The sequence below is a fragment of the Streptomyces sp. NPDC044571 genome (assembly GCF_040647115.1).
Taxonomy (GTDB): Bacteria; Actinomycetota; Actinomycetes; order Streptomycetales; family Streptomycetaceae; genus Streptomyces.
This window is the reverse complement of sequence record NZ_JBEZBN010000002.1, coordinates 87046-109521: the sequence shown is the minus strand read 5'-3', so window position 1 is coordinate 109521 and position 22476 is coordinate 87046. Positions and strand designations below refer to the sequence as shown.

Annotated in this window: 18 protein-coding genes; 5 read left to right on the top strand and 13 right to left on the bottom strand. The window is 72.4% G+C overall.

Translation table 11 applies throughout. The annotated features are described in order from the left end of the window. Nucleotides 1–156: 156 nt before the first annotated feature. From AB0B01_RS01680 to bldG, 4 genes are all read right to left on the bottom strand, one after another. Nucleotides 157–720, bottom strand: a complete 564-nt coding sequence (locus AB0B01_RS01680; protein ID WP_361711920.1) for a small secreted protein — start codon at nt 718–720, stop codon at nt 157–159. Between the two features lie 136 nt (nt 721–856). Continuing rightward, entirely contained in the window at nt 857–3268 is a 2412-nt protein-coding gene (locus AB0B01_RS01675) for a sodium-translocating pyrophosphatase (RefSeq protein WP_361711918.1), read from the bottom strand. A 294-nt stretch (nt 3269–3562) separates the two neighbouring features. After that, a complete protein-coding gene (locus tag AB0B01_RS01670; protein ID WP_361711917.1) occupies nt 3563–4033 on the bottom strand; it encodes an ATP-binding protein in 471 nt (156 codons plus the stop codon). A gap of 117 nt (nt 4034–4150) precedes the next feature. Next, the gene (bldG, locus tag AB0B01_RS01665) at nt 4151–4492 is read right to left on the bottom strand and encodes an anti-sigma factor antagonist BldG (protein ID WP_030152678.1); all 342 of its coding nucleotides are present in this window, start codon (nt 4490–4492) and stop codon (nt 4151–4153) included. A gap of 82 nt (nt 4493–4574) precedes the next feature. On the opposite strand from bldG, the gene AB0B01_RS01660 reads away from it, so the two are divergent. Next, the gene (locus AB0B01_RS01660) at nt 4575–7055 is read left to right on the top strand and encodes a DEAD/DEAH box helicase (protein ID WP_361711915.1); all 2481 of its coding nucleotides are present in this window, start codon (nt 4575–4577) and stop codon (nt 7053–7055) included. A gap of 239 nt (nt 7056–7294) precedes the next feature. Here the strand turns inward: AB0B01_RS01660 and AB0B01_RS01655 are convergent, their stop codons facing one another. The 7 genes from AB0B01_RS01655 to ssd form a co-directional block, all read right to left on the bottom strand. Then, entirely contained in the window at nt 7295–7681 is a 387-nt protein-coding gene (locus AB0B01_RS01655) for an Rv3654c family TadE-like protein (protein WP_361711913.1), read from the bottom strand. Next, nucleotides 7678–8055, bottom strand: a complete 378-nt coding sequence (locus AB0B01_RS01650) for a TadE family type IV pilus minor pilin (protein WP_361711911.1) — start codon at nt 8053–8055, stop codon at nt 7678–7680. Before AB0B01_RS01650 ends, AB0B01_RS01655 begins: the two co-directional genes overlap by 4 nt. Continuing rightward, nucleotides 8042–8239 (bottom strand): DUF4244 domain-containing protein, encoded by a 198-nt coding sequence (locus tag AB0B01_RS01645; RefSeq protein WP_361711910.1) that lies wholly within the window; start codon nt 8237–8239, stop codon nt 8042–8044. Before AB0B01_RS01645 ends, AB0B01_RS01650 begins: the two co-directional genes overlap by 14 nt. An 83-nt stretch (nt 8240–8322) precedes the next feature. Then, complete coding sequence (locus tag AB0B01_RS01640; RefSeq protein ID WP_361711908.1) at nt 8323–9099, bottom strand: type II secretion system F family protein; 777 nt, start codon at nt 9097–9099, stop codon at nt 8323–8325. Beyond that, nucleotides 9099–9983 (bottom strand): type II secretion system F family protein, encoded by an 885-nt coding sequence (locus AB0B01_RS01635; protein WP_361711907.1) that lies wholly within the window; start codon nt 9981–9983, stop codon nt 9099–9101. Before AB0B01_RS01635 ends, AB0B01_RS01640 begins: the two co-directional genes overlap by 1 nt. Continuing rightward, on the bottom strand, nt 9980–11128 hold the full coding sequence (locus tag AB0B01_RS01630; protein ID WP_361711905.1) for a TadA family conjugal transfer-associated ATPase: 1149 nt from the start codon (nt 11126–11128) through the stop codon (nt 9980–9982). Before AB0B01_RS01630 ends, AB0B01_RS01635 begins: the two co-directional genes overlap by 4 nt. After that, nucleotides 11125–12270, bottom strand: a complete 1146-nt coding sequence (ssd, locus tag AB0B01_RS01625; protein ID WP_361712055.1) for a septum site-determining protein Ssd — start codon at nt 12268–12270, stop codon at nt 11125–11127. Before ssd ends, AB0B01_RS01630 begins: the two co-directional genes overlap by 4 nt. A 638-nt stretch (nt 12271–12908) precedes the next feature. Here ssd and AB0B01_RS01620 point away from each other — a divergent pair. Continuing rightward, a complete protein-coding gene (locus AB0B01_RS01620) occupies nt 12909–13745 on the top strand; it encodes an HAD-IB family hydrolase (protein WP_361712054.1) in 837 nt (278 codons plus the stop codon). 516 nt (nt 13746–14261) lie between these two features. Here the strand turns inward: AB0B01_RS01620 and AB0B01_RS01615 are convergent. Beyond that, nucleotides 14262–15083: an oxidoreductase gene (locus AB0B01_RS01615; RefSeq protein WP_361711903.1), complete on the bottom strand. Its 822-nt coding sequence runs from the start codon at nt 15081–15083 to the stop codon at nt 14262–14264. A gap of 109 nt (nt 15084–15192) precedes the next feature. On the opposite strand from AB0B01_RS01615, the gene AB0B01_RS01610 reads away from it, so the two are divergent. After that, nucleotides 15193–16281 carry an ATP-binding protein gene (locus tag AB0B01_RS01610; RefSeq protein WP_361711901.1) on the top strand — a complete coding sequence of 363 codons (1089 nt, stop codon included), beginning with the start codon at nt 15193–15195 and terminating at the stop codon, nt 16279–16281. Here AB0B01_RS01610 and AB0B01_RS01605 read toward each other — a convergent pair. Next, nucleotides 16235–17545, bottom strand: a complete 1311-nt coding sequence (locus tag AB0B01_RS01605; protein ID WP_361711899.1) for a hypothetical protein — start codon at nt 17543–17545, stop codon at nt 16235–16237. The genes AB0B01_RS01610 and AB0B01_RS01605 overlap by 47 nt on opposite strands. A 256-nt stretch (nt 17546–17801) precedes the next feature. Here AB0B01_RS01605 and AB0B01_RS01600 point away from each other — a divergent pair, with 256 nt between their 5' ends. Together AB0B01_RS01600 and acs are read left to right on the top strand one after the other, a co-directional pair. Then, nucleotides 17802–20231 carry a SulP family inorganic anion transporter gene (locus AB0B01_RS01600; RefSeq protein WP_361711897.1) on the top strand — a complete coding sequence of 810 codons (2430 nt, stop codon included), beginning with the start codon at nt 17802–17804 and terminating at the stop codon, nt 20229–20231. Nucleotides 20232–20395: 164 nt separating this feature from the next. Further along, entirely contained in the window at nt 20396–22393 is a 1998-nt protein-coding gene (gene acs, locus AB0B01_RS01595; RefSeq protein WP_361711895.1) for an acetate--CoA ligase, read from the top strand. Nucleotides 22394–22476 lie beyond the last annotated feature (83 nt).

Below are 22476 nucleotides of genomic sequence, written 5' to 3'. Positions count from 1 at the left end.
TGTGTCGGCTGCCGCGGGCAATCGGTGCGCCGCGCGGAGGGTCGGCGTGTGCCGGACCCCGTATGCCCGCGGGCGGCCGCGCGGCGGCCGGCACGGGCAGGGTCTGGCTGCCGCGCTGCGGCGCCCCGCGCCGTCACGGGGACGGCGGGCGCCGTCTCACTTCGCCGGCGAGGGCGCGCTGACCTGGCAGCCCTTCTGGCGGTTCAGGGACTTGTCCAGGCCGGCGGTCTTGAGGCGGGCGCGGGCCTCGACGGCTCCCTTGGAGGCCTCGTCGATCCCGCCCGCGACCTCCTTGAGGCCCGCGGCGAACTTGCCCTGGTCCGCGGGGTCGAGGGCGTCCATCTTCGTCTTCAGGTCGGCATAGCCCTTGGAGGAGGTGTTGAAGCCCGTGGCGGCGGCCTCCGCGTTCGCATTCCCGTCCTTGACCGGCGGGTCCCCGGCCGAGGTGAGGGCGGAGGCCATCGACTTGTAGGCGTCCGAGATCTGCTGGAACGCCGCGGAGTCGGTCGTCTTGACCTCGTCGGGTTTGCTGCTCTCGGTCGCCACGCGCTTGATGTCGGCGTTGGCGGTCTCGATCTTCTTCAGCTCGGGCGACCACTGGTCGCAGACCTTCTTGGCCCAGCTGTTGGCCTTCTCGTCCCCGTCGTCACCGCCGCAGCCGGACAGCACGAGCATCAGTACCGCACCGCCGGACACCGCGGCCGCAAGCTTCTTGTTCACCGGATTGGTCCCTTCGAAGGCTCTCGGCCCGGAAGATACACGCCCGTCATCGCCGCACGCAGAAAGGCGGACAGACGGCGCGTCAGTCCGCGCCGCCTGTCCGCCGTTCGGTCGTACGTCCGAGTGGCCCCTCGGATCAGGAGACCACCGCGGGGTCGCTCGACTGCGTCACCCGCTCGGCGGGCGCCGCGGCGTCGCCGTCGGTGTCGTCGCCGACGGCGATGCCGCGGCGCTTGGAGACGTACACCGCGCCGACGATGACGGCGATGGCGATGACCGCGACGACGGCCCGTACGGTCGCGCTCGTGTCGGCGCCGTAGCTGAACTGCACGACCGCCGGGGCGATCAGCAGGGCCACCAGGTTCATGACCTTCAGCAGCGGGTTGATGGCGGGACCGGCGGTGTCCTTGAACGGGTCGCCGACGGTGTCGCCGATGACCGTCGCGGCGTGGGCCTCGCTGCCCTTGCCGCCGTGGTGGCCGTCCTCCACGAGCTTCTTCGCGTTGTCCCAGGCGCCGCCGGAGTTGGCGAGGAAGACCGCCATCAGGGTGCCGGTGCCGATGGCGCCCGCGAGGAAGGAGCCGAGCGCACCGACGCCGAGGGTGAAGCCCACCGCGATCGGGGTGAGGACGGCGAGCAGGCCGGGCGTGGCGAGCTCGCGCAGCGCGTCCTTGGTGCAGATGTCCACGACGCGGCCGTACTCGGGCTTCTCGGAGTAGTCCATGATCCCGGGGTGCTCGCGGAACTGGCGGCGCACCTCGTAGACCACGGCGCCCGCGGAGCGGGACACCGCGTTGATGGCCAGGCCGGAGAACAGGAAGACGACGGCTGCGCCCAGGATCAGGCCGACCAGGTTGTTGGGCTGGGCGATGTCCAGGCTGAGGTTCATCTCCCCGGCCTTGGCGCCGACCTCCTTCACCGCGTTGGCGATGGCGTCGTTGTACGAGCCGAACAGCGCGGCCGCGGCGAGCACGGCCGTGGCGATGGCGATGCCCTTGGTGATGGCCTTGGTGGTGTTGCCGACGGCGTCCAGGTCGGTCAGCACCTGCGCGCCCGCGCCCTCGACGTCACCGGACATCTCGGCGATGCCCTGGGCGTTGTCGGAGACGGGGCCGAAGGTGTCCATGGCGACGATGACGCCGACCGTGGTGAGCAGGCCGGTCCCGGCCAGGGCCACCGCGAACAGCGCGAGCATGATCGAGGTGCCGCCGAGCAGGAACGCCCCGTACACGCCGAGGCCGATGAGCAGCGCCGTGTAGACGGCGGACTCCAGGCCGACGGAGATGCCGGCGAGGACGACGGTGGCGGCGCCGGTCAGGGAGGACTTGCCGATGTCCCGGACGGGACGGCGGTTGGTCTCGGTGAAGTAGCCGGTCAGCTGCTGGATCAGGGCCGCGAGCAGGATGCCGATCGCGACGGCGACGAGGGCGAGGACGCGCGGGTCACCGGAGTGGGTGGTGATCACGGGGTTGTCGACGCCGACGAGGTCCTTGTAGCTGGACGGCAGGTAGGCGAAGACGGCGATCCCGACCAGCACCAGGGAGATCACGGCGGAGATGAAGAAGCCGCGGTTGATGGCGGTCATCCCGCTGCGGTCGGAGCGGCGCGGGGAGACCGCGAAGATGCCGATCATGGCGGTGATGACGCCGATGGCGGGCACGATCAGCGGGAAGGCGAGACCCAGGTCACCGAAGGCGGCCTTGCCGAGGATCAGTGCGGCCACGAGGGTGACGGCGTACGACTCGAAGAGGTCGGCCGCCATGCCGGCGCAGTCGCCGACGTTGTCGCCCACGTTGTCGGCGATGGTCGCGGCATTGCGCGGATCGTCCTCCGGAATGCCCTGCTCGACCTTGCCGACCAGGTCGGCGCCGACGTCGGCGGCCTTGGTGAAGATGCCGCCCCCGACACGCATGAACATGGCGATCAGAGCGGCGCCGAGGCCGAAGCCCTCCAGGACCTTGGGGGCGTCCGCGGCGTAGACCAGGACGACGCAGGAGGCGCCGAGGAGGCCGAGGCCGACGGTGAACATGCCGACGACGCCGCCGGTGCGGAAGGCGATCCGCATGGCCTTGTGGGCGACGTCGGTGAGGTCCTTGGCGGGCTCGCCCTCGGCGGGGGTTGCCTCGCGTGCGGCGGCGGCGACGCGGACGTTGGCACGGACCGCGAGGCGCATGCCGATGTAGCCGGTGGCCGCCGAGAAGAGGGCGCCCACGAGGAAGAAGGCGGAACGTCCCGCCCGCTGGGTCCAGTCGTCGGCGGGCAGCAGGAACAGCAGGAAGAACACGACGACGGCGAAGACGGCGAGGGTGCGCAACTGCCGGCCGAGGTAGGCGTTGGCGCCCTCCTGGACGGCTGCTGCGATCTTCTTCATGCTGTCGGTTCCCTCGTCGGCGCCGAGGACCTGGCGGACCAGGATCTGCGCGACGACAAGTGCGGCAAGTGCCACGCCCGCGATCACCATCACGATGAGCCGATTGTCATCGGTGAGTACTGCGGCTGCCAGATCAGTGGTGCGATCCGGCGCGATAGGGGTGAAGAGCCCCGTCATTCGTCCTCCTTGACGTGATGAGCTCAAGATGTGGACGGATTGTAGGGAGCGGACTCGGATCAAAACAGTACGCGGGAAACGGAATTGGCCTTCTCTTGCTCCTCAGCAATAGATCCCGTCACTCCATTACCCTCGAAAGAAGTAATGGGGCAAAGGCATTGACGGAAGGTCATTGATCTAGAAAATGCCGTCAGGGCATGAAAAAGGCCCTGCTCAGCAGGGCCTTGAATAAGATCGGATGATCCGTTTCCCGTGGTGTCCCAGGGAAGGTTTCCGTGGTGCCCGGAGGGCGACCTAGGGGGCTTGGGTGTCGGCTCCGGCTTCCGCTCCGGTTTCGGACGACCTGGAAACGGGCCAGCTCATGCGGATCGTCCCGCCCGCCTCGCCCGTGGTGACCTCGACGTCGTCGACGAGGCCGCTGATGACGGCGAGGCCCATCTCGTCCTCGCTGTCCACGTCCGGGTCCAGGGCCGCGTCGAGGCCGGGCATGGCGGCGGCCGGCCCGCCGGCCGGCCCGGGAACCCCGTCGCCGACCTCGATGGAGAACACCTTCTCCTCCTCGGTCAGGACGACCCGGACGGGATCGGTCAGCCGGTTGCTCAGGTGCAGTCCGACGGCGCGCGAACACGCCTCGCCCACGGCGAGGCGGACCTCGTCGAGCACGGCTTCGTCCACCCCGGCCCGCCGCGCCACGGCGGCCGCGACCAAACGGGCCGTGCGGACGTGTTCGGGCTGGGCGCTGAAGCGCAGTTCAACGATGGCCATGCGCGTCCCCCTCGGACTACGGGCGTGCCTTGCAGGGGCGCGAACCATTGCGGCCCGTGCCCCCGCTCCTCTTCGGCTCCCCCGGGGCGCCGGACGGCACCCCGGGACGCGGAGCCGTCAGTCGGTGGCCGCGACGGCGTCTTCCACCGTCGTGTGGATCGGGAACACCTTGGTCAGACCGGTGATGCGGAAGATCTTCAGGATGCGCTCCTGGTTGCACACCAGACGCAGCGAGCCCTCGTGCGCCCGAACGCGCTTGAGACCTCCCACGAGCACACCAAGCCCGGTGGAGTCGAGGAAGTCCACTCGCTCCATGTCGACGACCAGGTGGTAGCTGCCGTCGTTCACCAACTCGACCAACTGCTCGCGCAGCTTGGGCGCGGTATACACATCAATCTCGCCACCGACCTCCACGACCGTGCGGTCGCCGACAGTGCGAGTCGACAGGGACAGGTCCACGGATCCTCCAGCACCTTGCTATCGAGCGGCGCCCCCCAGGGGCCTCCCCAACCCGTAGGCAAGGGAGGGATTGGCTGCCGCGATGGCATTCAATCACTTACCGGCAGGCGCGCACGACGCCTTCGGACCATTGTCCCGCACGCCGGTGACACACTCAGTTCCAATGGCCAACACTCACCGCCCCGGTCGGCCCACGGCCCCTGCGGACCCCCGACCCACTCCCGGCACGGTTCTGGACCGCCTGTCACGGGGGCCTTCCCGAGCTGCGCGCATCACTCATACGGAGCACTTGCCCCCTCGGGAGGGTCGTCATGCAGTGTGGCCCGACCGCATCCGAACGGATGTCGTAGCGGCCGTCCAGGCTGCGGGGATCGCCCATCCGTGGGAGCACCAGGCCGCAGCCGCCGAGCACGCCCTGGACGGCGCCTCGGTGGTCGTCGCCACCGGTACCGCCTCGGGCAAGTCGCTGGCGTACCTGGTCCCCGTGCTGTCGGCCCTGGCGGACGGGGCCGAGGCCCCGAACGGGCGGGGCGCGACCGCCCTGTACCTGGCCCCCACCAAGGCCCTGGCCGCCGACCAGTGGCGGGCCGTGCGGGGCCTCGCCGCGCCGCTGGGCAACGCCGTCCGGCCGGCCGTCTACGACGGCGACACGCCGGTCGAAGAACGCGAATGGGTGCGCCAGTACGCGAACTACGTGCTCACCAATCCCGACATGCTGCACCGGGGGATCCTGCCCGGCCACGCCCGCTGGTCCTCCTTCCTGCGCACGCTGCGCTACGTGGTGATCGACGAGTGCCACACCTACCGGGGCGTATTCGGCTCCCACGTGGCCCAGGTCCTGCGGCGGCTGCGCCGGCTGTGCGCCCGCTACGGCGCCGACCCGGTCTTCCTGCTGGCCTCCGCCACCGCCGGCGACCCGGCGGCGGCCGCTTCCCGGCTGACCGGGGTGCCGGTCATCGAGGTCGCCGACGACGCCTCCCCGCGCGGCGAGGTGGTCTTCGCCCTGTGGGAGCCGCCGCTGACCGACCTGCGGGGCGAGAAGGGCGCCCCGGTGCGGCGCACCGCCACCGCCGAGACCGCCGACCTGCTGACCGATCTGGTCGTCCAGGGAGTCCGTACGGTCGCCTTCGTCCGCTCCCGCCGCGGAGCGGAGCTGATCTCGGTGATCGCCCAGGAGCGGCTGGCCGAGGTCGACCGGTCCCTGCCCGGGCGTGTCGCGGCCTACCGGGGCGGCTACCTGCCCGAGGAGCGCCGGGCCCTGGAGCGCGCCCTGCACTCGGGGGACCTGCTGGGGCTGGCCGCCACCACCGCCCTGGAGCTGGGCGTGGACGTCTCGGGGCTGGACGCCGTGCTGATCACCGGTTATCCCGGCACCCGGGCCTCCCTGTGGCAGCAGGCGGGCCGGGCCGGGCGGGCCGGCCAGGGAGCCCTCGCCGTGCTGATCGCCCGGGACGACCCGCTGGACACCTACCTGGTCCACCATCCCGACGCCCTGTTCCGCCGACCGGTGGAGGCCACGGTCCTGGACCCGGACAACCCGTACGTCCTGGCTCCCCACCTGTGCGCGGCCGCGGCCGAGCTCCCGCTGACCGAGGCGGACCTCGCCCTCTTCGGCCCGGCGACCGAAGGCCTCCTGCCGCAGCTGGAGGCGGCGAAGCTGCTGCGGCGCCGGGCGACGGCCTGGCACTGGACCCGCCGGGAGCGGGCCTCGGACCTGACGGACATCCGGGGCGAGGGCGGCCGCCCGGTGCAGATCGTGGAGGCGTCGACCGGCCGCCTGCTGGGCACGGTCGACGAATCCGCGGCCCACACCGCCGTCCACGACGGGGCCGTCCACCTCCACCAGGGCCGCACCTACCTCGTGCAGCGACTGGACCTGGAGGATGCGGTGGCCCTCGTGGAGGAGGCCAGTCCGCCCTACTCGACCACCGCCCGCGACATCACCTCCATCTCCGTCCTGGAGACCGAGACCGAGGTCCCCTGGGGCCCGGCCCGGCTCTGCTACGGCTCCGTCGAGGTCACCAACCAGGTCGTCTCCTACCTGCGCCGCAAACTGATCACCGGCGAGGTGCTCGGCGAGGCCAAGCTGGACCTGCCGCCCCGCACCCTGCGCACCCGGGCCGTGTGGTGGACGGTCACCGAGGACCAGCTCGACGAGGCCCGGATCAATCCGGAGATCCTCGGCGGCGCCCTGCACGCCGCCGAGCACGCCTCCATCGGCCTGCTCCCGCTGTTCGCCACCTGCGACCGCTGGGACATCGGCGGGGTCTCCATCCCGCTCCATCCCGACACCCTCCTTCCGACGGTGTTCGTGTACGACGGCCACCCCGGCGGCGCGGGCTTCGCGGAGCGCGCCTTCCACACGGCCCACGGCTGGCTGACGGCCACCCGCGATGCCATTGCCTCCTGCGAGTGCGAGGCCGGCTGCCCCTCCTGCATCCAGTCCCCCAAGTGCGGCAACGGCAACGACCCCCTCCACAAGGGCGGCGCCATCCGCCTCCTCACCCGCCTCCTCTCCGAGGCCCCACCCCCGCCCCAGGGCACCGCCCCGGACCCCTCGTAGCCCTTCCTCCGCCCTCCCCGGGGCCCACCAGATCCGCCCCCGACGGGATTAAACCGACCCCGTTAGGCCGAACGGGTGAACGCCGCCCCGTTCGCGCCCTCCGAACAGCCGCCCCCACCGAGCCGCGCAGGCGGCTCGGTGCCTGCGGACGGCTCCGACCCGGTCGGCGGTGGCCCGGGCGGCGGCCCGGCCCGGTGGCGGCCCCGCCCCGGGTGGCGGCCCGGCCCCGCCGACGGTCCCTATGGGGGCGGCGGTCCCGATCCGGGCGGTGGGCTTGGCCCAGGTGGGGGGTCCGGGGGGAGGGGTGGGCCTGCGCGGGCGGTGATCGGCGGGTGGAAGGGGCCGGTGGTGGGGCGGGCCGTCACCGCGGCCACCTCCCCCTGGACGGTGCAGGCGGTCAGGGCCGCGCCCTGGGCTCCGGCCACCCTCCGGGCGGCGGCGCAGGCCTGCTCCGGGCCGTGGGCCCAGGTGGCCGCCGCGGCGAGGGCCGCCAGGTCGGCTGCCGCCGCCGCACGGTGCCGGGCCACCACGGCCTGGCCGAGCAGGAGCACGCCGCCGAACACCGCGCTCAGGACCGTCGCCACCAGGGCGGCCCAGACGGTGGCCGAACCCCGGTCCCGGCTCATGGCGGCGGCCCCACGCTGTCCTCGGCCAGCGCCACCGCCTGCGCGCCGAGCCGTACCGGCAGGCCGTTCGGCCCGGGTGCGGGCGCCGTCACCCGCACCCGCCACAGATCCCCCTCCCGCTCCAGCCCCACCCGAGCCCCCGGCGGCGCGGCCGCCCGGGCCGCCGCCACCGCCCCCTCCGCCGTTTCCGAGCGGGCCGCCGCACGGGCGCCCGCCCGCGCCGCGTCCACACACCGGATCTGCGCGGCCGCCGCAATCAGCGCCCACACCAGCAGCGTCGCGAAGAGCACCAGCGCCGGGATCACGAGGGCGGCTTCCGCCGTCACGTATCCGCAGTCTCCCCCGGCCCTCCGCTTTCCCTCAGAACGGCACATCGAGCGCCTTCCCGATGGTCGACTGGAGGGCCGTGGAGACCACTTCGCTCGTCACCACCTTGTACAGAACGGCCGCGAACGCACAGGCCGCGATCGTGCCCATGGCGTATTCCGAAGTGGACATCCCCGCATCGCGCGTCCGGCCGCTCAGCGCCGTCCGCAGCCGAAACCAGATGATCCTCATGGCAACCTCCCGTTGATCTTTTTTTGACGTGATCTCATTTGTGATTTCAGTACGCGAGTTCAGGGCTGGTTTGAGAGCCCGCTTCAGGTTCCGGAGAGAAGGCCGGAGGCCATTCCGATCACCACCGGAGCCACGCCCACCGCAAGGAATGCGGGCAGGAAACACAGCCCCACCGGCGCCGTGACGAGGACCGCCGCCCGCTGCGCCCGGGCGCCCGCCTGCCGGGCCCGGTCCTCCCGCAGGGCCGTCGCCAGGCGGGAGACCGGCTCCGCGGCCGGCGCCCCCGTCCGGGCGGCCCGCTCCAGGCATTCGGCGAGCGGCCGCGCCCCCGGTATCGCGGCCAACCTCCCCCACGCCGCGCCCGGTTCGCCGCCGAGCCGCAGCTCCGCCCCGGCCAGCGCCAGCCGCTCGCCCACCGGCCCGCCCAGCGACTCCCCCACCACCTCAGCGGCCTCCACGGGGGCGGCCCCTGCCGCCAGGCACGCCGCCAACAGATCAGCAGCAAAGGGGAGCTGACGCTCCGCCTCCCGCTCGTCCACCCCTGCCGATGGGCGCTCCCGACCCAGCCACCGCCAGACGCCGAAGGCCACTGCACCGCCGGCCAGCACCCCCGGGACGCCTCCGACCACCACCCAGGCCGCCAGCAGGGCCCCGAGCGGTGCGGCCCACGCCGTCACCATCCGCCGGGCTCCGGAGCCGAACAGCGCCCCGCGCCGCGCCCGTTCACCGGCCAGCACCGCGGTGAACCTGCGCCGAGCCGCCCGGCGCCGGATCCGCGCCGCCACCGCCCTGGCCGCACACAGCCCCGCCACGGCGAGGCACAACGCCGTCCCCAGCCTGTGGATCAGCACCTCCTCCATCACCGCTCCCCCACCCGGACGATCCGCCGGCACCACAGCAACCCCAGCGCCTCCAGCACCCCGCCCGCCAGCAGGCAGCCCCACCCGACCGGGCTGTGCAGCAGCACCCGCAGCGGATCCGCTCCCAGCCCGGTGCCGATCAGCAGCCCGACCAGAGGCAGCAGGGCGAGCACCACCGTCGTCGACCTCGCGCCCGCCAACTGGGCCCGCAGCGACTCCCGGCGGTCCCGCTCGGCCCGCAAGGCCCCTTCCAGCCGGTCCAGCCCGGCCGCGAGCCCCGCACCGCCGTCCACCGAGATCCGCCAGCAGGCGGCCATGCCGGCCAGCCCCTCCGCGCCCGGCTCGGCCGACGCCATCCGCAGCGCCTCCGGCACGTCCCCGCCGAACGCCGCCGCGGCGAGCACCGCCGCTTCCGCCGGACCCGGCCCGCCGGGCCCGGCCACCGTGCGCCGTATCGCCGCGGTCAGTGCCTGCCCGGGCTGCGCGCCCGCCCGAAGCTCACCCACCGCCGCCCCGCACAGGGCGATCACCTGCGCGGCCCGCGCACCACGCTCCTGCTCCCGGCCCCGGGCCCGCAGCCACCGCCGCACCAGCGGCACGGCCGCGGCCCCCGCCACCACCGGGATCAGCGATCCACCGAGCAGGCCCACGACGAGCCCGACACCGATGCAGCCCCACTCCCGCCACTGCGCGGCCCGCACCCGCACCGCGATCACCAACCGCTCCCGGCGCACCGGCCCGCCCGGCGCCACGGCACCGCCCCCGGCCAGCACCACCCGGGCCCGCCGTGACGCCCGGTCGCCCCCGGCGAAGCCCCAGGCCGCCGTACTCGCACAGAGCACACCGGTGAACAGGGGCACCGACATCACCGAAACGCCGCTCACCGGGCACCTCCCAGCAGCGGCCGCAGCCGCTCCCAGCCCCGCTCCCGGACGAACCCCCGCGCCGCCCAACGCAGCGCCGGTACGGTGACCACCAGTCCCGCGGCATCCCGCTCCAGCACATGGAGCTCCGCCACCCGGCGCCGTCCGGCCCGGTCCCGGACCAGGTGGATCACCAACGTCAGGGCGGCCGCCACCTGACTGTGCAGGGCGGCCCGATCGAGCCCCGCCACGGTCCCGAGCGCCTCCAGCCGGGCCGGGACATGAGCGGCAGCATTCGCGTGGACCGTGCCGCAGCCGCCCTCGTGCCCGGTGTTGAGGGCGGCCAGCAGATCCGCCACCTCCGCGCCCCGGACCTCGCCGACGACGAGCCGGTCCGGCCGCATCCGCAGCGCCTGCCGCACCAGGTCCGCGAGGGTGACCAGGCCGGCCCCCTCCTGATTGGCGGGACGGGTCTCCAGCCGCACCACATGGGGATGGTCGGGCCGCAGCTCGGCCGAGTCCTCGGCCAGCACGATCCGCTCCCCCGGACCGACCAGTCCGAGCAGGGCGCTGAGCAGGGTGGTCTTGCCGGTGCCGGTCCCTCCGGAGACGAGGAAGGACAACCGGGCCTCGACCATCTCCCGGAGCAGCCGCTGCCCGCCCGGCGGCAGTGTCCCCGCCTCGACCAGCTCCTCCAGCGTGAACGCCCTCGGCCGCACCACCCGCAGCGAGAGGCAGGCCGAGCCGACGGCGACGGGCGGCAGCACGGCATGCAGCCGGGTGCCGTCCGGCATCCGGGCGTCCACCCAGGGCCGGGCGTCGTCCAGCCGCCGGCCTGCGACGGCGGCCAGCCGCTGGGCGAGGCGCCGCACGGCACCGGCATCGGCGAAGGTCACGCCGGTCAGCTCCAGCCCGCCCCCGCGGTCCACCCACACCCGGTCGGGGGCGGCCACCAGCACATCGGTGACTTCCTGGTCGGCGAGGAGCGGCTCCAGCGGGCCGGCGCCGACCAGCTCGGACCGCAACTCGGCGGCCACACCCAGCACTTCCGCATCACCCAGCAGTCGGCCCTGAGCGCGCAGGGCCGCCGCCACACGGGCCGGGGTCGGTTCCGCCCCGCTCTCGGCCAGCCGCTGGCGCACCGCGTCCAGCAGCACCGCGCTCATGCCGCCACCCCCGGGGCGGGACCGAGCGCCCGCTGCCAGAAGCCGTCGCAGAACCGGGCCAGCGCACCCCGCCCCTGCGCACCCGGCGGTTCCCCCTCGGCGACCCGCCCCGGAAGCCCCACCTCGACCGGCACCTCGCCGGCCAGCGGCGCCCCCAGAAGTCCGGCCACCGCCTCGGCGTCGAGGCCGCCCGGGCAGCGCCCCCGTACGACCACGCGCACGTCCCGGGCCACCATCCGCACCCCGGCCGCGACCCGGCCCGCGGCAGCCACCGCACGCAGCTCGCCCGGCACCACCAGCAGCACCAGGTCCAGCTGGGCCAGCGCCTCGGCCACGGCTTCGTCCACCCGCCGCGGCAGGTCCACCACCACGACCCCGCCCCGGCGCCGTGCCGCGGCCACCACCGAGCGCATGGCAGCGGGCGGCACCACCACCCGCTCACCGCGGTCCCAGCTGAGCACCCGCAGCGCATGCAGTTCGGGCAGTGACTCCTCCAGCGCCCCGGCGCCGACCCGGCCCCGGGAGCCGGCGAAGTCGGGCCAGCGCAGCCCTTCGGTGCTCTCGCCCCCGAGCAGCACGTCCATCCCGCCGCCGAGCGGATCCCCGTCGATGAGGATGGTCCGCTCGCCTGCCCGGGCAGCCCGCAGGGCGAGCGCACAGGCCAGGGTGGAGGCCCCGGCGCCGCCGCTGCCGCCGATCACTCCGACGGCCAGGGCCGGCCTCCCCGCTCCCTCCACCACATCGGCGATCCGGTCGACGAGCCGGCTCTCGGCATCGGGGAGCCGCAGCACCTCCTCGGCCCCGATCGCCACCGCCCGCTGCCATACGAGGGGGTCGTCGAGGTCCCGGCCGACGAGGAACACCCCGTCGCGGCGCGGCGCCCCCCGTACCCGGCGGGCGGCATCATCGCCCACCAGGACGAGCGGGGCGGTCTCCCACCCGACGCTCCCGCGCTCCCGCTCCACGGCTGCGGCACTGCTCTCGCCCCATCCGCCCCCTTCACCGCTGCCACCACCACCGCCTCCACCACCTCCGCCTGCACTGTGCTCGGCCACCGCATGCTGCACATGCGGCTCCGCGCCCGCGGCGGCACACAGCCGCAGCAGATCGTCGAGCAGCAGCGGGTCCTCGGTGATGATCAGCGGGCGTCCGGGCCCGGGCCCCGCACCGCTCCCGGCTCCGGCACCGCCTTCGGCGGCCGCACGGCCCCCGGCACCGCCACGCCCCGATGGCTTGATTGCGCCCGCCGTGACGAGCTCCGACGCTTCACACGACTTCGATCCAGCCACGATCTCCGCCCCCTTCTCACCGCAAATCCCGGCGCCGCGGACTTCGCGGCCGGAATCACCGTGCAGCGATCCGGAAAAATAAGTGGATCTTGGTCGAAAACTGTGGACAACCGAAGCGTTGTGAATAACTCCGTCACACCCACAGGTGAGTTCCATAGCGCGGCGGAACCACTACGCACCGTCACGAGTCTGAGGGGATGAGGGCCTTCGCCGCGCGGGCCCACCGGAGAAGGAAGGCTGCAGGGATGGTCACTTGGGGCCGAAGGCAGGGACGCGAACCGCGTCCGGACATGCGACGACCCCCGCCGGGGGGGAGAGCGGGGGTCGTCCCCACGGTCCGACTCGGGGGGGGAGGAGCCAGACCGGGTTAGCACGGTCGCGAACGATCCGTGACTTCCATGGTGTACCCGAGAGCGTCCTCAGGCAAACCCACGCGCCACACCTTACGCCGAATGGTGGGCGCATATGCTCGGGGCGTGGAAATCCAGCCCTTGCCGCACTCGTCGCCCCGCACCGCAGCCTTCTTCGACCTGGACAAGACGGTCATTGCGAAGTCAAGCACTCTGACGTTCAGCAAGTCCTTCTACCAGGGCGGCCTGATCAACCGCCGCGCCGTGCTGCGCACCGCCTATACCCAGTTCATCTACCTGGTCGGCGGAGCCGACCACGACCAGATGGAGCGGATGCGGGAGTACCTGTCCGCCCTCTGCAAGGGATGGAACGTCCAGCAGGTGCGGGAGATCGTCGCCGAGACCCTGCACGACCTGATCGACCCCCTCATCTACGACGAGGCGGCTTCCCTCATCGAGGCCCACCACACGGCGGGCCGGGACGTGGTGATCGTGTCCACCTCCGGAGCGGAAGTGGTCGAGCCCATCGGCGAAATGCTGGGCGCGGACCGGGTCGTCGCCACGCGCATGGTCATCGGCGAGGACGGCTGCTTCACCGGCGAGGTGGAGTACTACGCGTACGGACCGACCAAGGCCGAGGCCGTGCGGGAGCTCGCGGAGTCCGAGGGGTACGACCTCTCGCGGTGCTACGCGTACAGCGACTCGGTCACCGACATCCCCATGCTGGAGGCGGTGGGCAACCCGCACGCGGTCAATCCGGACCGGGCACTGCGGCGGGAGGCCGTGGCCCGGGAGTGGCCCGTCCTGGTGTTCAACCGGCCGGTGCGGCTGAAGCAGCGGCTGCCCGGGCTGTCCATGCCGGCGCGGCCGGCGCTGGTCGCCGCCGCAGCGGTGGGCGCAGCCGCCGCCACCGCCGGGCTCGTCTGGTACGCCAGCCGCCGCCGGGCCAGCGCCCTGGCCGCCGCAGCCTCGGCCTGACCTGCGCACCGGGGTTCACCAAGGCCGGCCTCGGTACCGGCCCCACCCAAGCCGGCCTCCGCACCAGCCGCCCGGCCCCGCTCCACCCGCCCCCCGGATCCCGCGACCGATCTCGGGGGCCGGCCTGCGGCGAAAGGGGTGTCCGATGCGCGACAAGAGGGTGTCCGATGCGTCCCGACCTGGGATGGAAAGTAAAAAAAGTGGCCAGGGGTTCCGCTTCGCTCCCAAGCGGAGTAGAAAGGAGTCACGGCCCGCGAGACCAAAGAACATCCGAGAGGATCATCTTTAAAACGCAGTAAGGCCCACGGACCGAAGCAGGAACGCTTAGCACCCACGCGACGTCGACCCGTCGATTACGGGCCAGCCGCACCAGGTGACGGGCAAAGTTCCCGACCTGATGGGCAACCATCGAGGACGCTTGGTAACTGGGCGTGAATGCCAGCGGCGACACCAAAGCAAGACGGTGTCGCCGCAACCCTGTGTACGGGCAGGTCAGCCCCGAGCCCCCCGGCCGACTCAGGCCGCGCCGCGCTGCAGCGCCTCGCAGACCGCCGTCGACTCGCGGGCACCGAGCTCGATCGCCCGCCCGCAGTGAGCGATCCAGGCCGCCATCCCGTCCCCGGTTCCGGAGACATAGCCCTCGAAGGCCGCCAGGTACGCCTCCGCGCCCTGCTCCGCGTGCCCCACCTCCGCCGGGCAGATCGCCTTCGGGTCCAGACCGCTGTTGATCAGCACGATCCGCTCCGCCACCCGCGCGATCAGGCCGTTGTACGAAGCGAAGGGCCGCAGCGCCAGCAGCTCGCCGTGCACCACGGCCGCCGTGACGAGCGCCGGCGCCGAGCCGCCCGCGATGATCAGCCGGGACAGCCCGTCCAGCCGCCCCGCGACCTCGTCCGCACCGGGCAGCGGCAGGTCGACCAGCGGCTCGTCCACCGGCTCACCGGCCAGCCTCGGCCGGCCCACCACGTCGCCGTCGGCGGTCGAGCCCGCTGCCACCAGGTGCAGGCGTGCCAGCACCCGTAGCGGCGACTGGCGCCAGATGCTGAGCAGTTGGCCCGCCTCCGCCGTCAGCCGCAGGGCCGCGCCCACCGTGCGCGCCTCCGCGTCCGCGCCGAAGTCGGTCCGTCGGCGCACCTCCTCCAGCGCCCAGTCCGCGCCGGACAGCGCGGCGCTTCCGCGCGCTCCGCGCAGCGCCGCCTCCGAGGTGATCTCCCCGCTGCGCCGGCGCATCACCCGGTGCCCGTAGACGCGGTCCACTGCCTTGCGTACGGAATCCACGGACTCGGCGACACCCGGGAGGGATCCCAGGGCGGCCAGCGGGTCGGAAGCGCTACTCATAAGTAAGGAGCCTACGCACTGCGGCGCCATAGCACCGACCCCTCCTTGGAGTGGTCTTCTTCACTCACCTAAAGCACGTAGCGCTACCGACCCGCTACGCTTGGTGAACATGAAGATCGCTTTCGTGGGAAAGGGCGGCAGCGGCAAGACGACCCTGTCCTCCCTCTTCATCCGCCACCTCGCCGCCAATGAGGCCCCGGTCGTCGCGGTGGACGCCGACATCAACCAGCATCTGGGCGCCGCGCTCGGACTCGCCGAGGAGGAGGCGGCCGCCCTGCCCGCCCTCGGCGCCCACCTGCCCCTGATCAAGGAGTACCTGCGGGGCTCCAACCCGCGCATCGCCTCCGCCGACACGATGATCAAGACGACCCCGCCCGGCGCCGGCTCCCGCCTGCTGCGGGTCACCGAGGACAACCCGGTGTACGAGGCCTGCGCCCGCACCGTGCTGCTCGACGGGGAGCCCGTACGGCTCATGGCCACGGGGCCGTTCACCGAGTCGGACCTCGGCGTGGCCTGCTACCACTCCAAGGTCGGGGCGGTGGAGCTCTGCCTGAACCACCTGGTCGACGGCCCGGACGAGTACGTCGTCGTCGACATGACCGCCGGCTCGGACTCCTTCGCCTCGGGCCTGTTCACCCGCTTCGACGTGACGTTCCTGGTGGCCGAGCCGACCCGCAAGGGGGTCTCCGTCTACCGCCAGTACAAGGAGTACGCGCGGGACTTCGGGGTCACGCTGAAGGTGCTCGGCAACAAGGTGCAGAGCACGGACGACATCGAGTTCCTCCAGGACGAGGTGGGCGAGGACCTGCTCGTCACCTTCGGGCACTCCGACTGGGTGCGGGCGATGGAGAAGGGCCGGCCGGCGAGCTTCGAGCTGCTGGAGGTGAGCAACCGGCTCGGCCTGCAGTCCCTCCAGGACGCGGCCGACGAGTCGTACGCCCACCGCGACTGGCAGCGGTACACCGAGCAGATGGTGCACTTCCACCTGCGCAACGCGGAGAGCTGGGGCAATGCCAAGACGGGGGTCGACCTGGCTGCCCAGGTCGACCCCGACTTCGTGCTGCGCGAGAGCTCCCTGCACGGGGGCTGCGCCGGCGACCGGGACGGCGCCCGGGACCGTGACGGTGCCGGCGCCGCGGCCGAAGACCTCGTCAGTCCTCGTCCGAACCGGCTTCAGCCGTCTCCTCAGCCTGCTTGACCCCGGCGGGGGCGGTCGGCGCGGCCGGCGGCCCCGCCGTCAGGAGCTTGGTCCAGCCCTCCTTCGGCGCCTCGCCGACGTCGAGGGTACGCAGCCACTCCAGGACCTTCGGGTCCTGGGCGTCCAGCCAGTCCGCCAGCTCGCGGAACGGCACGCACCGGACTTCCTTCTTCGTGCAGACGTGCTCGATGACCTCCTCGACCGCACGCATGTAGGTGCCGCCGTTCCAGGACTCGAAGTGGTTGCCGATGATCAGCGGCGCGCGGTTGCCGTTGTAGGCCCGGTCGAAGGCCTGCAACAGGCCGTCGCGCATCTGGTCGCCCCAGTACTGGTGCTGCGAGGGGTCGCCCTGCGTGGTCGTCCCGGACTGGTTGACCAGGTAGTTGTAGTCCATGCTCAGGGTGTCGATGGCGCGACCCGGCATGGGCACCAGCTGGAGCGGCAGGTCCCAGAGACCGTCCGTCTTCTTCGGCCAGATCTGCTTGCTGATGCCGCTGGAGTCGTAGCGGAAGCCCATGCCCTTGGCCGCGAGCATGAAGTTCTTCTGGCCTTCGAGGCACGGGGTGCGGGCCCCGATGAGCTCCTTGTCGTAGTCGAAGGGGAGCGGCTCCATGTCTTTCAGGCCCGCGTTCGTCTTCCAGTTCTTCACGAAGGACTTGGCCTGGTTGATCTCGCTCTTCCACTCCTCCACGGACCAGGTGCCGACGCCTCCGTCGGGGCCGCAGAAGTGGCCGTTGAAGTGGGTGCCGATCTCGTTGCCCTCCAGCCAGGCGCCGCGGACCTGGGTGGCGGTGTCCTTGATGCCCTGGAGGTCGCCGAAGCCGATGTCGGAGCGGCCCGGCTCGTGCTGCGGCGCGGTGTAGAGGGAACGCTTCTCCTCGGGCAGCAGGTACACGCCGCTGAGGAAGTAGGTCATCCGGGCGTTGTGCTTCTTGCCCACCTCGCGGAAGTGCGAGAAGAGCTTCTGGCTGTCCTCGCCGGCCCCGTCCCACGAGAACACCACGAACTGCGGCGGCTTTTCGCCGGGCGCCAGCTTCTGGGGCTTCTGCACGTTCGGCTGCGAGCCGGTGTACGCGGTCGAGCCGTCGCCGATGAGCCGGTTGACGCTGCCGGGAGCCGGGGCCCCGGGAGCGTGGGCGCCCTTCTTGGCGCCCGGGGCCCCGGGGCGGGGCTCGGCGGGCTCGGAAGTGCTGCACCCGGCGACGCCCAGCACCAGCGCCGTGGCGACCACGCCTCCGGCGATCTTCTTCGTGGCGGCGATCATCCGTCCACCTCTCCTCGCAGTCCCTCGCGGGTCTTCTCGCTCGCGGGCCTTCCGCTCTTCCGCGCCGCAACGTCCCATGCGCTCCACCGTGAGGATGGTGTGACAAGCCGGACAAAATGCTTAATCACCCGCCAGGGGTAATTACTCAGCTGTTTGCCCGCATTTCCTTTCGCAGCCCTTTACCTGCCATTACCTTTCATTTACCGAGCGTTGAGACTCCCGCCGCTTCACCCCTTCGCAGAGGAGACGGGACCTTATGACAGCCACCTCCCCCACCTGCTCCACCCCCACGAGCCCCCCCACCCCCGCTGCCACCACGGCCCTCACCGCGCTGAGAGCCCTCAGAAACCCGCGGTCCCCCCAGGCACCCGACGGCCTGTCGGCGGACCTCTCCGCCTCCCTGACCGTCTTCCTGATCGCCCTGCCGTTCTCCCTCGGCATCGCCCTGGCCACCGGCGCCCCCCTCCAGGCGGGCCTGGTCGCGGCGGCCGTCGGCGGGATCGTGGCCGGGCGGCTGGGCGGCTCCCCGCTCCAGGTGAGCGGGCCCGCCGCCGGACTCACCGTGGTCACCGCGGAATTGGTCCAGCGCTACGGATGGCGCACCACCTGCGCCATCACCGTGCTCGCCGGCTGCTGCCAGGTCGGCCTCGCCGCGCTGCGCACCGCCCGGTCCGCGCTCATGGTGAGCCCCGCCATCGTGCACGGCATGCTCGCGGGGGTCGGCGTGACGATCGCGCTGGCTCAGCTGCACATCGTGCTCGGCGGCACCCCGCAGAGCTCGGCGGTGGCCAATGTCCAAGGGCTCCCGGCCCAGTTGGCCGATCTCCACCCGGCGGCCCTCGGCGTCAGTGCGCTGACGCTGGCGGTCCTGCTCGGCTGGCCGCGGGTGCCCGGACGGGTGGGCGCCGCCCTGCGGAAGGTGCCGGCCGCGCTCGCCGCGGTCGCCGTGGCCACGGCCTTCGCCGCGCTGGCCGGGCTCAGCCTGCCGCGGGTCCACCTGCCGTCCTGGCGCAGCCACGCCCTGCCCGAGCTGCCCCAGGGGCCGGTGCTGGGCCTCCTTGCCGCCGTCCTGACCGTCACCCTGGTCGGCAGCGTGGAATCCCTGCTCTCGGCGGTCGCCACGGACAAGGTGATCGCCTCCGAGCAGCGTACGGGCCACCGCCCGCGCCGCGCCGACCTGGACCGGGAACTGCGCGGCCAGGGCGCGGCGAACATCATCTCGGGGGCGCTGGGCGGACTGCCGGTCGCGGGCGGGGCCATGCGCAGCGTGGCGAACGTCAAGGCCGGGGCCACCAGCCGGCGGTCGGTCATGCTGCACGGGCTCTGGATCCTGCTCGCGGCCGTGCTGTTCGCCCCGGTCCTCGACCTGGTCCCGCTCGCGGCGCTGGCCGCGCTGGTGATGGCGGTGGGGGTGCAGATGGTCAGCGCCACGCACCTGCGTACGGTCACCCGGCACCGGGAGATCCTCGTCTACGCGACGACGATCACAGCGGTGGTGCTCGGCGGAGTTCTGGAGGGAGTGGGCATCGGCATCGCGGTCGCCGTGGCGGTCGCACTGCACCGGCTCACCCGCACCCGGATCACGGTGGAGGAGCGGGACGGGGTCCACCGGGTGCGGGCCCGCGGCCAGTTGACCTTCCTCGCGGTCCCCCAGCTGAGCCGGGTGCTCAGCCACATCCCTTATGACGCGCGCGTGGTGGTCGAGCTGGACGGCTCGTTCATGGACCACGCGGCCTACGAGACGCTCCACGACTGGCAGGACTCCCACCTGGCGCACGGCGGCATGGTGGAGATCACCGGCCGCTCAGCCGACCCGTCCCGGAGCGGGCAGCAGCCCCTCGACGGGAGCGGGGCCCAGCGCGCGGGCCACCACTGCTGCCGCCCCTGGACCCCGTGGAAGAACCACTGCGACCACCGGTCCGCCGCCGGGGACCCCGGCGGCGCGGAAGGCCGTACGGTCCCGGTCCCGACCGGGGCCTCAGACATCGAGGCGGAGACGCCCGCGCCCCGCCGCCGGGGCGCCGGCCAACTGGCCAGCGGAATCAGCGCCTTCCAGCGGGACACCGCGCCGCACGTGCGGGACGAGCTCGCGCGGCTCGCCCGAGAGGGGCAGCAGCCCTCCCAGCTCTTCCTGACCTGCGCGGACTCCCGCCTGGTCACCAGCATGATCACGGCCAGCGGCCCCGGCGACCTGTTCACCGTGCGCAATGTCGGCAACCTGGTCCCGCTCCCGGGCGCCGAGGCATCGGACGACTCGGTCGCGGCGGCCATCGAGTACGCCGTGGACGTGCTCCAGGTGGAGAGCATCACGGTGTGCGGGCACTCCGGATGCGGCGCCATGCAGGCACTGCTGAACTCCGCGCCCGGCGCCCCCATGACCCCCCTGCGCCGGTGGCTGCGGCACGGCCTGCCCAGCTTGGAGCGGATGTCCAGCCCCCACCACGCCTGGGCGCGGATCGCGGGCCGGCTCCCGGCGGACGCGGTGGAGCAGCTGTGCCTGACCAATGTGGTGCAGCAGCTGGAGCACCTGCGCGCCCACGAGTCGGTGGCCCGGCGGCTCGCCGAGGGCACCCTCGAACTGCACGGGATGTACTTCCACGTGGGCGAGGCGCAGGCGTACCTGCTGTCCGGAGGAGAGGACTTCTTCGACTGCCGCGTTTTTGACAGTGTCGGCCGGCACGTCTGAGTGACGCCCGCCTGAACCGATACCCTCCCGTATCCGTGCAATCGGTTGGCCCCTTCCCGCACCCTGCAGCGGGAAGGGGCCACTCACGCGTGGGCTCCGGGCGCACATAGGTCTAAACCAATTCTCGGCCAACCCTTGTCACCCGGGCCCTGGACTGATGAGCTATGCCCGGGGACACAACGGACACCCTGGGAAAGGGAGATGTCGTGAGCAATGAAAGCCTGGCCAATCTGCTCAAGGAGGAGCGGCGGTTCGCACCGCCTGCCGATCTGGCCGCCGCCGCCAATGTGACGCAGGCGGCGTACAGCGAGGCCGAGGCGGACCGGCTTGGCTTCTGGGCCACTCAGGCCCGGCGCCTGACCTGGGCCACCGAGCCGACCGAGACGCTCGACTGGACCAACCCGCCCTTCGCCAAGTGGTTCGCGGACGGCAAGCTGAACGTCGCGTACAACTGCGTGGACCGGCACGTGGAGGCCGGGAACGGCGACCGTGTCGCCCTCCACTTCGAGGGCGAGCCCGGCGACAGCCGCGCGATCACCTACGCCGAGCTCAAGGATGAGGTCTCCAAGGCCGCCAACGCCCTGACCGAGCTGGGTGTCCAGGCCGGAGACCGGGTCGCCGTCTACCTGCCGATGATCCCCGAGGCGGTCGTCGCGATGCTCGCGTGCGCCCGCGTCGGCGCCGCCCACTCCGTGGTCTTCGGCGGCTTCTCCGCCGACGCCGTGGCCTCGCGCATCCAGGACGCCGACGCCAAGCTGGTGATCACCGCCGACGGCGGCTACCGGCGCGGCAAGCCCTCGGCCCTCAAGCCCGCCATCGACGAGGCCGTCGCCAAGTGCCCGCAGGTCGAGCACGTCCTCGTGGTGCGCCGCATCGGCCAGGAGACCGCCTTCACCGAGGGCCGCGACGTCTGGTGGCACGAGCTGGTGGGCCGCCAGTCGGCCGAGCACACCCCGCAGGCGTTCGACGCCGAGCACCCGCTGTTCATCCTCTACACCTCGGGGACCACGGGTAAGCCCAAGGGCATCCTGCACACCTCGGGCGGCTACCTGACGCAGGCCGCGTACACCCACCACGCCGTCTTCGACCTCAAGCCGGAGAGCGACGTCTACTGGTGCACCGCCGACATCGGCTGGGTGACCGGGCACTCGTACATCGTCTACGGGCCGCTCGCCAACGGCGCCACGCAGGTGATGTACGAGGGCACCCCGGACACCCCGCACCAGGGGCGGTTCTGGGAGATCGTGCAGAAGTACGGCGTCACCATCCTCTACACGGCCCCCACGGCCATCCGCACGTTCATGAAGTGGGGCGACGACATCCCCGCCAAGTTCGACCTGTCGAGCCTGCGCGTCCTGGGCTCCGTCGGCGAGCCGATCAACCCCGAGGCCTGGATCTGGTACCGCAAGCACATCGGCGGCGACCGCTGCCCGATCGTGGACACCTGGTGGCAGACCGAGACCGGCGCCATGATGATCTCGCCGCTGCCCGGCGTCACCGAGGCCAAGCCGGGTTCGGCGCAGCGGGCGCTGCCCGGCATCGGCGCGACGGTCGTCGACGACGAGGGCCACGAGGTGCCCAACGGCGGGGGCGGCTACCTCGTCCTCACCGAGCCGTGGCCGTCGATGCTGCGCACCATCTGGGGCGACGACCAGCGTTTCGTCGACACCTACTGGTCGCGCTTCGAGGGCAAGTACTTCGCGGGCGACGGCGCCAAGAAGGACGACGACGGCGACATCTGGCTGCTGGGCCGGGTCGACGACGTGATGCTGGTGTCGGGCCACAACATCTCGACCACCGAGGTCGAGTCGGCCCTCGTCTCGCACCCGTCCGTCGCCGAGGCGGCCGTCGTGGGCGCCAAGGACGAGACGACCGGACAGGCCATCGTCGCCTTCGTCATCCTGCGCGGCAGCGCCTCCGAGACCGAAGGCCTGGTCGGCGAGCTGCGCGACCACGTGGGTGCCACGCTCGGCCCGATCGCCAAGCCGAAGCGGATCGTGCCCGTCCAGGAGCTGCCGAAGACCCGCTCCGGCAAGATCATGCGGCGCCTGCTGCGTGACGTGGCGGAGGACCGCGCGGTGGGCGACGTGACCACGCTCGCCGATTCCTCGGTCATGGACCTGATCCAGAGCAAGCTCCCGGCCGCGCCCAGCGAGGACTGAGAGCAGCAGCACCGTACCGAAGGGGCATCCGGCGCACCGCGCCGGATGCCCCTTTCGCACCTAAAGTGACGATCACCGGATAC

Excerpts from the sequence above, each read along its gene's own strand:
- AB0B01_RS01630 (WP_361711905.1), bottom strand. The coding sequence starts at position 11,128 with ATGAGCGCGGTGCTGCTGGACGCGGTGCGCCAGCGGCTGGCCGAGAGC.
- AB0B01_RS01675 (WP_361711918.1), bottom strand. The coding sequence starts at position 3,268 with ATGACGGGGCTCTTCACCCCTATCGCGCCGGATCGCACCACTGATCTG.
- AB0B01_RS01600 (WP_361711897.1), top strand. The coding sequence starts at position 17,802 with ATGACAGCCACCTCCCCCACCTGCTCCACCCCCACGAGCCCCCCCACC.
- acs (WP_361711895.1), top strand. The coding sequence starts at position 20,396 with ATGCCCGGGGACACAACGGACACCCTGGGAAAGGGAGATGTCGTGAGC.
- AB0B01_RS01655 (WP_361711913.1), bottom strand. The coding sequence starts at position 7,681 with ATGAGCCGGGACCGGGGTTCGGCCACCGTCTGGGCCGCCCTGGTGGCG.
- AB0B01_RS01650 (WP_361711911.1), bottom strand. The coding sequence starts at position 8,055 with ATGTGCCGTTCTGAGGGAAAGCGGAGGGCCGGGGGAGACTGCGGATAC.
- AB0B01_RS01645 (WP_361711910.1), bottom strand. The coding sequence starts at position 8,239 with ATGAGGATCATCTGGTTTCGGCTGCGGACGGCGCTGAGCGGCCGGACG.
- AB0B01_RS01610 (WP_361711901.1), top strand. The coding sequence starts at position 15,193 with ATGAAGATCGCTTTCGTGGGAAAGGGCGGCAGCGGCAAGACGACCCTG.
- AB0B01_RS01670 (WP_361711917.1), bottom strand. The coding sequence starts at position 4,033 with ATGGCCATCGTTGAACTGCGCTTCAGCGCCCAGCCCGAACACGTCCGC.
- AB0B01_RS01660 (WP_361711915.1), top strand. The coding sequence starts at position 4,575 with ATGGCATTCAATCACTTACCGGCAGGCGCGCACGACGCCTTCGGACCA.
- AB0B01_RS01640 (WP_361711908.1), bottom strand. The coding sequence starts at position 9,099 with ATGGAGGAGGTGCTGATCCACAGGCTGGGGACGGCGTTGTGCCTCGCC.
- AB0B01_RS01605 (WP_361711899.1), bottom strand. The coding sequence starts at position 17,545 with ATGATCGCCGCCACGAAGAAGATCGCCGGAGGCGTGGTCGCCACGGCG.
- AB0B01_RS01615 (WP_361711903.1), bottom strand. The coding sequence starts at position 15,083 with ATGAGTAGCGCTTCCGACCCGCTGGCCGCCCTGGGATCCCTCCCGGGT.